The following is a 14,736-nucleotide window of genomic DNA, read 5'->3' as shown; positions in this document are numbered from 1 at the left end:
TGCACGGAAGCGGAATGCCGGGCTCGGTTCCAAGGTCGTACAGTCCTCAACATGATGGACAAGGCGAGCGACCAGCCCACCGCCGCCCCCTGACGAGTCCGGCCTCGCCGTCGCCGGCCCCGACGGCCACCGTCCGGTCCTCCGCTCCCGCGCCTGGGGGTAGCGCCGCCCTGGTGGGGCGCGTCGCGCCGCCGCCCCCGGCCGCCGCAGGTAGCGTCGGCCGGCATGGCGGACCCCCTCTACTACGTCGACCGGTCGGACGTGCGCGAAGGAAAGCTCGCGGACGTCCGGTCGGCGATGAGCGACCTGGCCGAGTTCGTCAGGGCCCGCGAGCCCCAGCTGATCGCCTATCGGTTCTACCTCGACGAGACCGCGTCCACGATGACCCTGGTGGCCGTCCACCCGGACTCGGCGTCCCTCGAACTCCACATGGACATCGGCGGGGACAAGTTCCGAGGGTTCGCCGAACTCATCCGGATGCGCTCCATCGACCTGTACGGCCGGCCGAGCGAGGCGGCCGTCGAGCGGCTCCGGGCGAAGGCCGAGATGCTCGGCGGGGCGACCGTCACCGTCCACACCGCACAGGCGGGCTTCAGCCGCCCGACCACGTGAGGCGATCCGCCCGCGTGACGGGCGGAGTCCCGGCTCAGTGGCCGTCGCCGCCCGAGGCGACGGCCATCCGCCGGACGAACCTCCGCCCGCCGTCGGCCGACTCGTACACACCGTCACCGGTGGCCGCGAGGATCCGGCGCGCGTCGACGGCGGTCAGCGCCTGCGGCGCGCCGCCCGGCAGCCGCGCGACCCGCGTCCAGGACGCGCCGCCGTCCGCGCTGCGCAGCAGCGTCCCGGACGGGTCGGCGCCGAACAGGGCGTCGGGGGCCGCCCAGGACACGTACGCCACGACCTGCGGCGAGAGCGGCGCGCCGAAGGTCCGGCCGCCGTCGGTGCTGCGGACCACGCCCTGCTCCGTCGTCGCGAGAACGGTCGCGCCCGCCTTCGCGCCGGCGGCGGGCGACACCGCGATGTCCAGGGCGCGCAGCGCGGCACGCTCCTCCCAGACGACCCCGTCGCCGCTGACGCGCAGCCTGCCGTCGGCGGCGTCGTAGCCGTAGACGGTCGCGTCGGGACCGGTGTCGAGGGCGTGGAAGTCGACCTCTCCCGCGAGGGAGCGCGTCGTCCAGGTGGCGCCCCGGTCCGTGGACTCGATCAGACCGAGGTCGGCGGGCCCGTCGCCGCCGGGCGCCGGGTGGCCGCTGGCGAGGAAGGTGCCCTTCGGGGTCACGGTGAACCCCATGAAGTCGTCCTTGCGCGTACCTACAAGTGCGGGCCGGCCGTCGGGCGCCGGCGTGTAGACGCCCTGGTGGGTGGCGACGTAGAGGGTCGCCCCGGAGGCGCCGACGCCGTGGATGTGGCCGAGACCGGTGTCCTCGGCCGGATCGGCCGACGAGCCGGTGCCGGTGGCGGAGCCGCAGGCGCTGAGGACGAACGTGAGGACCACGGCTGAGGCGAGGGCGGTGAGGTGCTTCTTCATGGCGGGGAGCGTTCCAGGGGTGCGAGGGAATCGAGGGAGGCTAGGGGCGTGGGGGAGACGGGGGGGCGAGGGAGGTCGGACGTACGGGGACGCCGGGGGTACGTAGGACGCCAGAGGTGCGGGGAGGCCGGACGTACGGGTCGCCGGGGGCAGGGGGACGCCGGGGGGCACGAAGGACGCCAGGTGTACGAGGGAGGCCGGGCGTACGAGGAGGGTGGCGGCCCCTGCGCGCGGGGCGCGGGACCGCCGTGACGGTGGAACGGACGGCACCGGCCGCTCAGCGGCGGCCGGTGCCGTGCGACACCCTCAGCGCTCGTCAGCGCTCCTCAGCGCTCGGCAGAGCCGGTCGGAGCCGGTCAGAGCCGGTCGAGGACCTTCCTCAGCTGGGCGATCTCCGCGGCCTGGGTCCGCACCACGTCGTCGGCGACCTTCTTCGCCTCCGGGTCCTTGCCGTCCTTCTGCTCGGTCTTCGCCATCTCCACCGCGCCCTCGTGGTGCGCGATCATCAGCTCGGCGAACTTCCGGTCGAACTCCCTGCCCTTCGCGGCCGCCAGGTCGGTCATGTCCGCGTCGGACAGCATTCCGGCCATGGCGTGACCGCCATGGCCGCCGGCCGTGGCCTCGGGCTTGCCCCAGGCCTTCAGCCAGGACTTCATCTTCCGGATCTCGGGGTCCTGGGCCTTCTCGACGGCCGCGACGATCTGCTTGATCTCGGCGTCCTCGGCACGGCCGTCGGCGAGCTTCGCCATCGACAGGGCCTGCTCGTGGTGCGGGATCATCATCTGCGCGAACATCACGTCCGCGTCGTTGAAGGTCCCGGCCGAGGCGCCCGAGGAGGCCGAGGCGGTGGCGGAGGCACGGCCGCCGTGGGCGGTGCCGTCGGAGTCGCCGGAGCCTCCGCAGGCGGCGAGCAGGAGGCCGGCGGCGGCGACGGCGCCGGACAGGGCGAGCTTGCGGGTGATGCGGTGGTGGTTCAGGGCACGCATGTGTGTCACACCTCGTGTGCTGTCGTTTCGTGTCTGGGATCGTTCGAACGCGTCCGCGGGCAGCGCGAAGCAACCGCGGGGCGGGACGTGTTCTAGATCCGCAGGACCGACAGCTGGGCGAGGGCGGGCGGCCGGGGCGGCGGCGCGTGGGGGCCCAGGGCGGACAGCAGCCCGGCGAGGAGCCGGGCGGTCCGGTCCGGACGCCGCGCGAGGGCCGCCCGGACGAGCGCGAGGAGCAGCCAGGCCCCGAGGACGGCAACGCAGAGCGTGGTCATGTCCGTGCCGGAGTCGGAGCCGTGCGAGGAGGCCCCGTGATGGGCGCCTTCCTGGGAGGAAGGCGGGGCGGGCGTGCGGGTGGCGGCCGCGGCATGGGTGTCCGCGGCGGCGTGGGTGACGGCCGCCGCGTGCGTCATCCCGTCCGTACCGCTTCCGGCGGAGCCCTCCGGGTGGCCGACCGAGTGCATCACGAACACGCCGAGCGCGAGCACGACGACGAGCAGCAGGTGCGCCAGGGCACCGCTCGCCCGCGTCCGGCCGCCGCCCGCCCGACCCGTGTGCACGCCGTGCGTCCTCCTCCCGGTCCCGCCGGTCCTCTTCCGTCTCCTCCCGACCTTACCGAATACCCCACGTGGGTACCGGCACCGACCCGTGCGTCCCACTGGGGGCTGAGCTCTGCCACGCCCCCATGGCGTACCCCGGCCACGCCCGTGACACCGTCCCGCCCGCGCCCCGACCCTGATCCCGCAAGGCCCCTCACCTCGGGACCTCGGGAGGCACCCGCATGTCGATCGTCGTCACCTTCGCCGGACGCACCCCGCTCCCCGCCGCGGGCTCCTGGTACCAGATCTGGTCCTACCGGGTGCAGCCCTCGTCCCCGGCCGACCTCCATCCCGGGCAGCGGGTCGCGCTCGCGCTGCCCGCCGACGTCGACGTGCGCGACCCGCCCTGTTCCCGGGAGTGCCGGCCCTCGACGGCGCCTTCCTGGAGGCCGACCCCGGATCGGGGCGGCAGTACGCGGGCCGTACCGTCCCCGGCACCGGGCCGGTGGCCGTCTCCTTCGTCGCCCCGCCGGCGCGGTCCGAGCGGGACCTGCTGCTGGTGGTGCGCGGGCCCGGCCGGCCGTGGACCGTGACGCCGTTCGCCACCGCGCCGGGCGGGCCCGCAGGACCGGTGCGGGTGCTGACGGCACCCGTGCCGGGGCCGGTGCGCACCGTGACGGCCGGACGGCGTGGACCGGGCCCGGACCGGCCGGCCGCGCGGTCACCCGTGATGGGTCACCGTCCCCCCGCGGTGGTCACTCGACGGGGTCGCCGGACATGGCGGCGGCCAGCCGCAGGTGCGGCGCCGCCTCGTCCGCGCGGCCCTGCCGTTCCAGGGTGCGGCCGAGCATCAGGCGGGCGTAGTGCTCGACCGGGTCGCGCTCCAGGACGGCCCGCAGCTCCTCCTCGGCCCGGGTGAGCTGCGCCGAGTGGTAGTACGCCCGGGCCAGCAGCAGCCGCTGCGCCGTCTGGTCCGGGTGCTCGGTGACCAGACCGCGCAGGATCCGCGCCGCCGTCAGGTACTCCTTCGCCTCGAAGAACAGCTGCGCGCGGCCCCATCGGTCGGCCGCCGTGCCGAACTCGTAGTACGTCTCGTCGCTCACCGCTCACTCGCTCCCACTGGTGCGTTCCAGCCTCTTACAGGCGCGTCAACACACCGAGGTGGTTGAACATTCCATCAATATTCCGTCGCGGGTCCGCGTCCCTCCGCGCCCCGACGGGAATAGGTTGAGCGGCATGAGCAATCTCGACCGCCAGGCCACCCTCCAGGTCTGCGGTGGCAGGGGCTTCGTCGTCGCCGAACCGGTGCGCGAGCTCCTCAGCCCCCGCCACGTCCAGCTCGGCGAATCGACGCAGGTCCGCCGACTGCTCCCCAACCTCGGCCGCCGCATGGTCGGCGCCTGGGCCTTCGTCGACCACTACGGCCCCGACGACATCGCCGACGAGCCCGGCATGCAGGTCCCGCCCCACCCGCACATGGGCCTGCAGACCGTCAGCTGGCTCCACGAGGGCGAGGTGCTGCACCGCGACTCGACCGGCAGCCTGCAGACCATCAGGCCCCGCGAGCTGGGCCTGATGACCTCCGGCCGGGCCATCTCCCACTCCGAGGAGAGCCCCAGGCCGCACGCCCGCTACCTCCACGGCGCCCAGCTCTGGGTCGCCCTGCCCGACGCCCACCGGCACGTCGAACCCCACTTCCAGCACCACGCCGAACTCCCGCACGTCACGGCCCCCGGCCTGACCGCCACGGTCGTCCTCGGCGCACTCGACGGCGCGGTCTCACCGGGCACCACGTACACGCCCCTCGTCGGCGCCGACCTCGCCCTGACCGCGGGCGCCGAGCACCGGCTGCCGCTCGACCCCGACTTCGAGTACGCCGTCCTCGCCATGTCCGGCGAGGCGCACGTCGACGACGTCCCCGTCCTCCCCGGCTCCATGCTCTACCTCGGCTGCGGCCGCACCGAACTCCCGCTGCGCGCCGTCTCCGACGCCGGACTGATGCTCCTCGGCGGCGAGCCGTTCGAGGAGGAGATCGTCATGTGGTGGAACTTCGTCGGCCGCACGGACGAGGAGATCCGCAAGGCGCGGGAGGACTGGACGACCGGTTCCCGCTTCGGCGAGGTGAAGGGGTACGACGGCGACCGGCTGGACGCACCGGAGGTCCCGGCGACCCAGCTGAAGGCGCGGGGGAGGGTGCGCTGACCTGGGGTCTTCTCCTCGCGGCCGTGGTCCGAAGCGGGCTCGCTCGGCCCGCGCGACATGCCGGGGCCGGGCCCCGCTGGGGCCCCGCCACGGCGGGCGGTTGCGACCGGGTGCGGCAGTTCGGCCTCGGCGGTGCCGGCCGGGTGAGCAGGGCGCCGTCGGGGCCGCCGATGCGCCGGCGAGCACCGCGGTTTGCCCAGGGACCCGGCGGCAGCGCTCGGTCGTCGACGAGATCGAGCCGGGCAGCACAGGCGTCCGCTACTCCAGTCCTCCGAGACGGCGGGCATCTCTGATCTCGCTGATCCTGGCAGCCGCCATCGGGGTCCACTCCCTCCTCTCTCCAGCGGCACGGAGGGCTTCCCCGACCTCGCCGATCTTCACGGAGGACAACACGCCGGCCCGCTCGATCAGGTCGTCCCGGGCCACAGTGGTCAGCCAGGTGCACGGAGTAAGGCCCGGGCGCGGGAACGCGAACCGCAGCACGCCTTCGAAGGGCAGTCCTTCCGGGGCTCCTACAGCCACTTCAACGCCCAGGCCGCTGATGTCGACGCCTGCCGGCGCAACGACCTGCATCGCCTGAAACCCGGATGACTCCTCGTCCGAGAGCAGCACGAACGGGCGTCGCTCATCGAAGTCGACCCACCAGACCTCACCGCGTTGCATGTGTCCTCCTGGCACGAGACGGCGGGCGAACGCTGAGTGCCCCGTGCGGGACACGGAAGGGACGCGGCCCCGTCTTCGCGCGTCGTGACCGAGGGGCGGTGAAGACGGGCGCGGCCACTGTTGATCACCGGTGTGAGACGACTGAAGATCATGCGGTGGCCGCGCGTCTCAGCGTAGACCCTGTCCGCTGGCAGGGGACGTTCGAGATCCTGATGTCCCGGATGGCGGGCCGGTTCGCGCGAGTTGGAACCTCGGCGCCGGGTGCGGCACGGGAGCGTCGAGCCCTCTCCTGGAGTGCCTCCCCGTTCCGGGGTCGGTCGGGGAGACGGGGCGGGCGAGACGGGCACACCTCGGCCGGGGTTTCGACGACCTCGCACCTCGAATAACCGATATACCGAACAGGCCGAATTGGCGGACACGGTCGGCGGTGAACGCAAAAGGCGCGCCTTAATCAAGTCAACTTGTCCGAGGGCCCGTAATTTCTGTTATCCGGGCGGGGTGTAACGCGCCGGAAATACAACTCGTCGAAAGCGTTGACGGGACCTCGGCTCGAAATCTATCTTCTGCTCGAAGTGCCGCACACTGTTCGTGATTTCGAACAATCTGCCCCCTCGTCGCAGTGGATCGAACGCGCGGAACGGCCCCGGAGGATGCATGGAACGGAACCGGAAGAGCGCTGCTCGCCCCGCTGGGCCGCCCCTGTTACTCCTCCCGCCGGGTATTCCCGTCCTCCAGAGGTGCCGCCTCCGGCGCCGCGCCACCGACGAGGCGGGCCGGCACGGACACGACGACCGCGTTCACCCGTAACGGCGCGGGAGTGCGCACTCGCCCCACACGCGGCAGGGCCTCGTCCGGCGGCGCCGGAGACCAGGCACCCCGTGCCACCGCACCCCTTCAGGCGTCCCGGCTTCGGGTCAGGGCGCTCGAACCGCCCACTCAAGGATGTGAGAGGACACCATGCGCAGACGCCGACTCCACCGCGGACACCCGTCCCTGGCGCTCCCCGCCGTGCTTGCGGCCCTGGTCTCGCTGGCGGCGATGCTCGTCGCCGGCCCGGCCGAGGCGGCCACCAGCGGCGCCTTACGCGGTGACGGTTCCGGCCGGTGTCTCGATGTGCCGGGCGCCGGCCGGACCGATGGCACGAACGTACAGATCTGGGACTGCCATGGTGGGACCAACCAGCGGTGGACCCTGACCGACGACGACCGGCTGACCGTGTACGGCGACAAATGCCTTGATGTTCCGGGCCACGCCACCACGGCCGGGACCCGGCCGGTGATCTGGAGCTGCAACGGCGGTACGAACCAGCAGTGGCGGGTCACCGCCGACGGCACGGTCGTCGCCGTGGAGTCCGGGCTGTGTCTGGACGTTTCGGGTGCCGGTACGGCCAACGGCACGGCGGTGCAGCTCTGGGCGTGCAACGGCGGCAGTAACCAGAAGTGGACCGGTCTGTCCGGGCCGGGAACCACGTGTTCCCTTCCGTCGACGTACCGGTGGACCTCGACGGGCCCGCTGGCGCAGCCGGCGAACGGGTGGGTTGCGCTGAAGGACTTCACCACCGTCCCGTACAACGGCCGGAACCTGGTCTACGCGACCACATCCGACGGTTCGTCGTGGGGCACGATGGCGTTCCGTCCCTTCACGAACTGGTCGGACATGGCGACGGCCACCCAGACCGGGATGAGCCAGGGACTGGCAGTGGCGCCCAAACTGTTCTACTTCGCGCCCAAGAACATCTGGGTGCTGGCCTCGAACGGCTGGGGTACCGCCTGGCCCTTCACCTACCGCACGTCCAGCGACCCCACCGATCCCCACGGCTGGTCCGCCCCGCAACCGCTGTTCACCGGCAGCCTCCCCGAGTCCGGCCCCATCGACCCGACCCTGATCGGCGACGACCAGAACATGTACCTGTTCTTCGCCGACGACAACGGCAGGATCTACAAGTCGACCGTGCCGATCGGGAGCTTCCCGAGCAGCTTCGGCTCGTCGTACACCACGGTCATGAGCGACACGGCGAAGAACCTCTTCGAGGCGCCGGAGGTCTACAAGGTCCAGGGCCGGAACCAGTACCTCATGATCGTCGAGGCCCGGGGGGTGAACGAGCACCGCTACTTCCGCTCGTTCACCGCCTCCAGCCTGAACGGCCCGTGGACCCTCCAGGCCGGCAACGAGAGCAGCCCCTTCGCGGGCAAGGCCAACAGCGGCGCCACCTGGACCAACGACATCAGCCACGGTGACCTGATCCGCGTCAACCCCGACCAGACCATGACCGTCGACCCCTGCAACCTGCAGTTCCTCTACCAGGGCTACGACCCCGGCACACCGCAGGGGACCCCCTACCAGCGACTGCCGTACCGGCCGGGCCTGCTCACCCTGCAGCGCTGATCCGCCGCATCCGGTCAACGGCTCATGACCCCCGCCCATCCGGCCCGCACAGCGTCTCCCGTTGTGCGGGCCAGGAAGGAATCCTCATGGTTCCCCTGCCCCGACGATTACTGCGTCTCCTCACGGCCGCCGCACTGACGCTCACCGCGTGCGTCACCGCCTCCGCCCACACGACCGCCGAGGCCGCGCCGGGCAGCCCGGCGCTCACCCCGCCGATGGGCTGGAACAGCTGGAACAGCTTCGGATGCGGGATCACCGAGGCACAGGTCCGCCAGGCCGCCGACACGATGGTGTCCTCGGGCATGAAGGACGCCGGCTACCAGTACGTCGTGGTCGACGACTGCTGGTTCGACCCGCAGCGCGACGCGGCGGGCAACCTCCGGGCCAATCCCACCACGTTCCCGAGCGGCATGAAGGCGCTCGGGGACTACATCCACGGCAAGGGCCTGAAGTTCGGCATCTACCAGGCGCCCAACGAGAAGACCTGCGCGCAGGGCGTGGGCACCTACCCCGGCTCCACCGGCAGCAAGGGCCACGAGGCCCAGGACGCCACCACCTTCGCCTCATGGGGTGTCGACTACCTCAAGTACGACTGGTGCTCCGGCAGCGGCACCCTCGGCGAACAGGTCGAACGGTTCACCGTCATGCGCGACGCCCTGCGCGCCACCGGCCGCCCGGTCGTCTACAGCATCAACCCCAACAGCTTCCACGCCCCCACCGGCGCCACCTACGACTGGGGCGAGGTCGCCGACCTGTGGCGGACGACCGAGGACCTGCTCGACATCTGGCAGAACACCAACACCAACAGCTACCCGATGGGCGTCGGCAACGTCCTGGACATCACCGCGCCCCTGGCCGCGCAGTCGGGTCCGGGACACTGGAACGACCCCGACATGCTGGTCGTCGGCCGCCCCGGCCTGTCACTGACCGAGTCCCGCACCCACTTCGCCCTCTGGGCGCTGCTCGGCGCCCCGCTCATGGCCGGCAACGACATCCGCACCATGTCCGCCGACGTGAGCGCCATCCTGCGCAACCCCCGCCTGGTGGCGGTGAACCAGGACACGCTGGGATCGGGCGGACGCAGGGTGCGCGACGACGGCGACACCGAGGTGTTCGCCAAGCCCCTGGCCGACGGCTCCGTCGCCGTGGGCCTGATCAACAGAGGAGGGAGCACCACGACCGTCACCGCCACGGCCGCGCAAGTCGGCCTCACCGGCCAGTCGTTCACTCTCACCGACCTGTGGACCGGCGGCACGTCGAGCACCTCCGGCCAGATCTCCGCGAGCGTACCCGCGCACGGTGCCGCCGTGTTCAAGATGACCGGGGGGAGCCCGCTGGCCGCCACCACCGCACGCCTGCGCGGTACCGGATCAGGCCGCTGCCTGGACGTGGACCGCGCCTCCACCGCGGCCGGGACGCGGGCGCTGATCTGGGACTGCCACACCGCCGCCAACCAGCTGTGGACCACGTGGGCCGGAGGCGAGATCCGCGTCTACGGCGACAAGTGCCTGGACGCCTCCGGCCAGGGCACCACCAACGGAACGCCGGTCATCATCTGGCCCTGCAACGGCCAGAACAACCAGAAGTGGACCGCGCAGGCCGACGGGTCGATGCGCAACGTCCACGCCGGTCTGTGCCTCGACGCGAACGGGGCCGGCACCGCCAACGGAACCCCTGTCGTCCTGTGGACCTGCAACGGCCAGAGCAACCAGAAGTGGACCACGCTCCCGTGACGCGCGACCCGAGGAAAGGGAAACCCATGAGAAGGTCCTGGATCCGCCTTCTGATCACGCTCGTCGCCGCCGTGCTCGGGGTGACGGCGGCAGGAGCGGCCCCCGCCTCCGCCGCCTCCGACACACCTCTGCGGGTCATGCCGCTGGGCGACTCGATCACCTGGGGCGTGGGAAGCAGCACGGGCAACGGCTACCGGGGGCCGTTGTGGGACAGGCTCGCGGCGGACGGCCACCCGCTGGACTTCGTGGGCACGGGGCGGGCCGGTTCGATGTCCGACCCCGACAACGAAGGCCACTCCGGATACCTCATCGAGCAGATCGCCGCCCTCGCCGACGCCTCACTGACCCGTTACCGGCCCAACGTCGTGACGCTGCACATCGGCACCAACGACCTCAACCGCTCCCACCAGGTCTCCACCGCCACCGCCCGGCTGAAGTCCCTCGTCGGCAGGATCACCGCCGCCGCACCCGACGCCACCGTCCTCGTGGCCTCCCTGGTGGTGTCCACCAGCGGGTCCGAGGAGCAGTACCGGGCCGCGTACAACCAGGCTATTCCCCAGATCGTGAGCGAGGCGCAGGCCGCGGGCAAGCGCGTCGCGTTCGTCGACATGAGCGGTCTGAACACGGCCGACCTGGCCGACGCGCTGCATCCCAACGACTCCGGCTACCGGAAGATGGCCGACGCCTTCCACCGGGGCGTCCGGGCCGCGGACGGCGCGGGGTGGCTGAGGAACCCCGCGCCGGCCCCCGCGCGCGTGCAGTCCGGCATCGCCGGCACGTGCATGGACGTCAACGGCGCCGGCACCGCCGACGGGACCGCCGTCCAGACGTGGAGCTGCGGCGACGGCGCCAACCAGTACTGGTCCGCCTACACCGACGGCACCCTGCGCTCCCTCGGCAAGTGCCTCGACGCCGCCGGCGCCGGCACCGCCAACGGCACCAAGGCGCAGCTCTGGTCCTGCCACGGCGGCGCCAACCAGGTCTGGCAGCCCTACAACGGCGGCTACCGCAACCCCGCCTCCGGCCGCTGCCTCGACGTCCCCGGCTCCTCCACCACCAACGGCACACAGCTCCAGCTGTGGGACTGCCACGGCGGCTCCAACCAGAAGTGGACCACCCTGACCGCCGGATGACCCCTCGCTCCCGGGACCTGAGCCCTTTGCGGGCTCAGGTCCCGGAAGAGCTCCGGTGCCAGGCGCGTCAGGGTCCGCGGCCGTGCCGGAGCCCCGTATCCGACGCAGCCTGGACGGTGGCTTCGTCCTCGACCGGTTGTGCGCTGTCGTGCCAACTCCTGGGCGCAGGGGGTCAACTCGGCCGGCCGGGTCGCTCGTAGCTTGAAGGAGTGCCGGGCCGCGGAGGCGGTGGGCACGTTGCCGATAGCTTCGAAAGGACTCCTCATGTTCGACATCGCCCAGGTGAAGGCCGCCCCGAGCAAGGACCTGCTCACGCCCGACAACTCGGTCATGCTCTTCGTGGACCACCAGCCGCAGATGTTCTTCGGCACGGGGAGCGGCGACCGTGCCGCGATCATCAACAGCACCGTGGGCCTCGCCAAGGCGGCCAGGGCGTTCGACGTTCCGGCCGTCCTGACCACGGTCGCCGCCGAGTCCTTCTCGGGCCCCCTGCTGCCGCAGCTCGCCGAGGTGTTCCCCAAGAACGAGATCATCGACCGCACCACCATGAACGCCTGGGAGGACGAGGCGCTCGTCGCCGCCGTCAGGGCGACCGGTCGCAAGAAGATCATCCTCTCGGGTCTGTGGACCGAGGTCTGCCTGGTGCTGCCCGCGCTCTCGGCGCTCGAGCAGGGCTACGAGGTGTACGTCGTGACCGACGCCTCCGGCGGCGTCAGCCCGGCCGCCCACGAGCACGCCCTGCAGCGGATGATCGCCGCCGGCGCCGTCCCGGTGACCTGGGTCCAGGTCCTCCTGGAGCTGCAGCGCGACTGGGCGCGTCAGGAGACGTACGGCGACGTCATGGAGATCGTCAAGGCCCACGCCGGCGCGTACGGCCTGGGTGTCGTGTACGCGCAGAGCGTCATCGGCGCGCACGCCGCCGGCTGACCCCGGTGGACACCGGCATTCTGATCCTGCGTCTGCTGGTGGGACTGCTCGTCGCCGGCCACGGTGTGCAGAAGGTCAGCACACACCTGGGCGGCAGGGGACTCGCGGGCGGCACGGAGGAGTTCCGCGCCGACGGATTCCGCGGCGGAGCCCTCACCGCCCTCGCTGCGGGCGGTGGCCAGATCGGTTCGGGTCTGCTGCTCGCGGCCGGCTTCCTCACCCCGCTCGCCGCGACCGGCACCATCGGGGTCATGACCGTCGCGCTCACCGTGAAGTGGCGCCACGGACTCTGGGTGCAGAACGACGGCTACGAGTACCCGCTCGTCCTCATCGGCACCGCCGCCGCCCTCGCCGCCACCGGCCCCGGTGCCTGGTCCCTCGACGCGGCCCTCGGCCTCACGCCGTACCCGCTGTGGTGGGCCGCCCTCGCGCTCGCCGCCGGTCTCGGCAGCGGACTCCTCACCCGGCTCGTCCTGCACCGGATCCCCGCCCCGGCGAACGCCGAGCGCTGAGCGCCGAGCGCGAGCCACACAGACCGGGTCCGGCCGCTCGTGCACCCCCGACCGGGCGGCCGGGCCCTTCCCACCCCTTCCCCATCAGGAGCACTCGATGGACACCCTCACGACCCCGCACGGCGGCGGCCAGCCGCTGCTGCACCAGAAGGGCGCCGAGACCCAGGCGTACGGCACGCTCAAGCAGCTGCCGATCGGCCTCGGCCACGACACCCGCATGTACGCCTGCCAGCGGCTGAACCGCGTCCTCGCCGACACGCAGATCCTCTACTCCCTCTACAAGAAGCACCACTGGCTCATGCGCGGGGCGACCTTCTACTCGCTCCACCTCATGCTGGACAAGCACGCGGAGGCCCAACTGGCCATCGTGGACGCGCTGGCCGAGCGGGTCCAGAGCCTCGGCGGCGTCGCCGTCGGAGACCCGCGCCACGTCGCCGAGCTGACGTCGATCCCCCGCCCGCCGGACGGCGTCGAGCCGGTGCCCGTCATGCTGTCGCGGCTCCTCGACGCGCACGAGCGGATCCTGATCGACGCCCGGGAAGCCGCCGCCCGGCTCTCCGAGGAGGGCGACGAAGGCAGCGCCGACCTGCTCGTCTCCGAGGTCATTCGCACCGGCGAGGCACAGGTGTGGTTCCTGGCCGAGCACCTCGTGGACACCCCTCTGGTGCGCGGCTGATGGACACGTACGACGTCGTCGTGGTCGGCGGAGGACCGGGCGGTGAGGTCGTCGCCGACCGGCTCGTGCGGTCCGGCCTGACCGCCGTCGTCGTCGAGGCCGAGGCGGTGGGCGGCGAGTGCTCCTACCACGCCTGCGTGCCGAGCAAGGCGCTGCTGCGACCCGGCGCAGCCCGAGCGGAGGCCCGAGCGGTCGACGGGGCCCGGCAGACGGTCACGGCGCCACTCGACCCGGCGCGCGTGCTGGCCCGCCGCGACCGCTTCACCGGGCGCGGCGACGACACCGGTCAGGCCGACTGGCTTGACGGTGCGGGCATCGCGCTCGTACGGGGGCACGGACGGCTCGCCGGTGAGCGCCGGGTGGAGGTGACGGCGGCCGACGGCACGGTCCGTACCCTGCGGGCCCGGCGCGCGGTCGTGGTCTCCACCGGCACGGAACCCGCCCTTCCGCCGGTCGAGGGGATCGACCGGATCGGCGTGTGGACCAACCGGCAGGCCACCACGGCCGATGCGGTGCCCGGGCGGCTCGTCGTCATCGGCGGGGGAGTGGTGGCCTGCGAGATGGCCACCGCGTGGCGCTCGCTCGGCGCCGCCGTCACCCTGCTCGTCCGTGATCAGGCCCTGCTCACCGGCTGGGAGCCGTGTGCCGGCGAAGAGGTCACCCGCGGGCTGAGCGACCTGGGCGTCACGATCCGCTTCGGGGTGTCGGCCGTACGGGTCGCCCGTGACGGCGAGACCCGCACGGTGACCGTGCACACCGACGACGGCACCGTCCTCGTCTGCGACGAGGTCCTCGCCGCCGTCGGACGGCGGCCGCGGACCGCGGACCTCGGCCTGGACTCCGTGGGACTGCCGGCCGGCGACTGGCTCCCGGTCGACGACACCTGCCGGGTCACCGCGGTCGAGGGCGACTGGCTCTACGCCGTCGGCGACGTGAACCACCGTGCGCCGCTGACCCACATGGCCAAGTACCAGGCCCGGGCCTGCGCGGCGGCGATCGCCGAGCGCGCCGCGGGGCGCCCTGCCGAGACCGGCGGCCGGCAGCCGTGGAGCGCGGAGGCCGACCGTTTCGCCGTCCCGCAGGCCGTCTTCACCCGCCCCGAGGTCGCGAGCGTCGGGTTCACGGAACGCGCGGCACGCGAAGCGGGCCTCGCGGTACGCGTGGTGGAGTACCGCATCGACGACGTCGCCGGCGCCGCGCTCCACGCGGACGACTACCGCGGCCTCGCCAAACTCGTCGTCGACGAGTCCCGAGGAGTCGTCGTCGGCTGCACGCTGACCGGCCCGATGGCGACCGAACTCCTCCACACCGCCACCGTGGCCATCGTGGGCGAGATCCCCCTGGAGCGCCTGTGGCACGCCGTGCCCGCCTTCCCGACGGTGAACGAGGTCTGGCTCCGCCTCCTGGAGGCGTACGGCCTCTGAGGCCGGACCCCGCCGAATCACCGTT

The 14,736-nt window shown here is 72.4% G+C and carries 14 protein-coding genes; 9 read left to right on the top strand and 5 right to left on the bottom strand.

Annotated features, from left to right (window positions below; translation table 11 throughout):
* Positions 1–225: 225 nt before the first annotated feature.
* Entirely contained in the window at positions 226–612 is a 387-nt protein-coding gene (locus ACFY8W_RS03445; RefSeq protein WP_391099630.1) for a hypothetical protein, read from the top strand.
* Between the two features lie 34 nt (positions 613–646).
* Here ACFY8W_RS03445 and ACFY8W_RS03440 read toward each other — a convergent pair whose 3' ends face one another.
* From ACFY8W_RS03440 to ACFY8W_RS03425, 4 genes are all read right to left on the bottom strand, one after another.
* Positions 647–1,531, bottom strand: coding sequence for a F510_1955 family glycosylhydrolase (locus ACFY8W_RS03440; RefSeq protein WP_391099628.1), 885 nt, complete (start codon positions 1,529–1,531; stop codon positions 647–649).
* 356 nt (positions 1,532–1,887) lie between these two features.
* Positions 1,888–2,517 carry a DUF305 domain-containing protein gene (locus ACFY8W_RS03435; protein ID WP_391099626.1) on the bottom strand — a complete coding sequence of 210 codons (630 nt, stop codon included), beginning with the start codon at positions 2,515–2,517 and terminating at the stop codon, positions 1,888–1,890.
* A 92-nt stretch (positions 2,518–2,609) separates the two neighbouring features.
* Complete coding sequence (locus ACFY8W_RS03430; protein WP_391099624.1) at positions 2,610–3,077, bottom strand: hypothetical protein; 468 nt, start codon at positions 3,075–3,077, stop codon at positions 2,610–2,612.
* Between the two features lie 734 nt (positions 3,078–3,811).
* On the bottom strand, positions 3,812–4,159 hold the full coding sequence (locus tag ACFY8W_RS03425; protein WP_391099621.1) for a tetratricopeptide repeat protein: 348 nt from the start codon (positions 4,157–4,159) through the stop codon (positions 3,812–3,814).
* Between the two features lie 133 nt (positions 4,160–4,292).
* Between ACFY8W_RS03425 and ACFY8W_RS03420 the strand changes: the two genes are divergently transcribed.
* Complete coding sequence (locus ACFY8W_RS03420; RefSeq protein WP_391099620.1) at positions 4,293–5,258, top strand: pirin family protein; 966 nt, start codon at positions 4,293–4,295, stop codon at positions 5,256–5,258.
* Between the two features lie 258 nt (positions 5,259–5,516).
* Here ACFY8W_RS03420 and ACFY8W_RS03415 read toward each other — a convergent pair whose 3' ends face one another.
* Entirely contained in the window at positions 5,517–5,921 is a 405-nt protein-coding gene (locus ACFY8W_RS03415) for a type II toxin-antitoxin system PemK/MazF family toxin (protein WP_391099618.1), read from the bottom strand.
* 957 nt (positions 5,922–6,878) lie between these two features.
* Between ACFY8W_RS03415 and ACFY8W_RS03410 the strand changes: the two genes are divergently transcribed.
* The 7 genes from ACFY8W_RS03410 (at position 6,879) to ACFY8W_RS03380 (ending at position 14,711) form a co-directional block, all read left to right on the top strand.
* On the top strand, positions 6,879–8,306 hold the full coding sequence (locus tag ACFY8W_RS03410; RefSeq protein WP_391099616.1) for a non-reducing end alpha-L-arabinofuranosidase family hydrolase: 1,428 nt from the start codon (positions 6,879–6,881) through the stop codon (positions 8,304–8,306).
* A gap of 86 nt (positions 8,307–8,392) precedes the next feature.
* Positions 8,393–10,039 (top strand): ricin-type beta-trefoil lectin domain protein, encoded by a 1,647-nt coding sequence (locus tag ACFY8W_RS03405; RefSeq protein ID WP_391099614.1) that lies wholly within the window; start codon positions 8,393–8,395, stop codon positions 10,037–10,039.
* Positions 10,040–10,065: 26 nt separating this feature from the next.
* A complete protein-coding gene (locus ACFY8W_RS03400; protein ID WP_391099612.1) occupies positions 10,066–11,172 on the top strand; it encodes a ricin-type beta-trefoil lectin domain protein in 1,107 nt (368 codons plus the stop codon).
* 264 nt (positions 11,173–11,436) lie between these two features.
* Complete coding sequence (locus ACFY8W_RS03395) at positions 11,437–12,099, top strand: isochorismatase family protein (protein WP_391099610.1); 663 nt, start codon at positions 11,437–11,439, stop codon at positions 12,097–12,099.
* A 5-nt stretch (positions 12,100–12,104) separates the two neighbouring features.
* Positions 12,105–12,611 carry a DoxX family membrane protein gene (locus tag ACFY8W_RS03390; protein ID WP_391099608.1) on the top strand — a complete coding sequence of 169 codons (507 nt, stop codon included), beginning with the start codon at positions 12,105–12,107 and terminating at the stop codon, positions 12,609–12,611.
* Positions 12,612–12,708: 97 nt separating this feature from the next.
* Positions 12,709–13,287: a ferritin-like domain-containing protein gene (locus ACFY8W_RS03385; RefSeq protein WP_391099606.1), complete on the top strand. Its 579-nt coding sequence runs from the start codon at positions 12,709–12,711 to the stop codon at positions 13,285–13,287.
* Positions 13,287–14,711 carry an FAD-dependent oxidoreductase gene (locus ACFY8W_RS03380; protein ID WP_391099603.1) on the top strand — a complete coding sequence of 475 codons (1,425 nt, stop codon included), beginning with the start codon at positions 13,287–13,289 and terminating at the stop codon, positions 14,709–14,711. The genes ACFY8W_RS03385 and ACFY8W_RS03380 overlap by 1 nt, the downstream gene beginning before the upstream one ends.
* Positions 14,712–14,736: the final 25 nt, after the last annotated feature.

This window comes from Streptomyces sp. NPDC012637 (genome assembly GCF_042954805.1).
In the GTDB taxonomy this organism is placed as follows: Bacteria; Actinomycetota; Actinomycetes; order Streptomycetales; family Streptomycetaceae; genus Streptomyces.
Note: the sequence above shows the minus strand (reverse complement) of the source record. Positions and strands in the feature narration are given on the sequence as shown.

Excerpts from the sequence above, each read along its gene's own strand:
- ACFY8W_RS03445 (WP_391099630.1), top strand. The coding sequence starts at position 226 with ATGGCGGACCCCCTCTACTACGTCGACCGGTCGGACGTGCGCGAAGGA.
- ACFY8W_RS03440 (WP_391099628.1), bottom strand. The coding sequence starts at position 1,531 with ATGAAGAAGCACCTCACCGCCCTCGCCTCAGCCGTGGTCCTCACGTTC.
- ACFY8W_RS03395 (WP_391099610.1), top strand. The coding sequence starts at position 11,437 with ATGTTCGACATCGCCCAGGTGAAGGCCGCCCCGAGCAAGGACCTGCTC.
- ACFY8W_RS03410 (WP_391099616.1), top strand. The coding sequence starts at position 6,879 with ATGCGCAGACGCCGACTCCACCGCGGACACCCGTCCCTGGCGCTCCCC.
- ACFY8W_RS03405 (WP_391099614.1), top strand. The coding sequence starts at position 8,393 with ATGGTTCCCCTGCCCCGACGATTACTGCGTCTCCTCACGGCCGCCGCA.
- ACFY8W_RS03385 (WP_391099606.1), top strand. The coding sequence starts at position 12,709 with ATGGACACCCTCACGACCCCGCACGGCGGCGGCCAGCCGCTGCTGCAC.
- ACFY8W_RS03420 (WP_391099620.1), top strand. The coding sequence starts at position 4,293 with ATGAGCAATCTCGACCGCCAGGCCACCCTCCAGGTCTGCGGTGGCAGG.
- ACFY8W_RS03400 (WP_391099612.1), top strand. The coding sequence starts at position 10,066 with ATGAGAAGGTCCTGGATCCGCCTTCTGATCACGCTCGTCGCCGCCGTG.
- ACFY8W_RS03435 (WP_391099626.1), bottom strand. The coding sequence starts at position 2,517 with ATGCGTGCCCTGAACCACCACCGCATCACCCGCAAGCTCGCCCTGTCC.
- ACFY8W_RS03380 (WP_391099603.1), top strand. The coding sequence starts at position 13,287 with ATGGACACGTACGACGTCGTCGTGGTCGGCGGAGGACCGGGCGGTGAG.
- ACFY8W_RS03415 (WP_391099618.1), bottom strand. The coding sequence starts at position 5,921 with ATGCAACGCGGTGAGGTCTGGTGGGTCGACTTCGATGAGCGACGCCCG.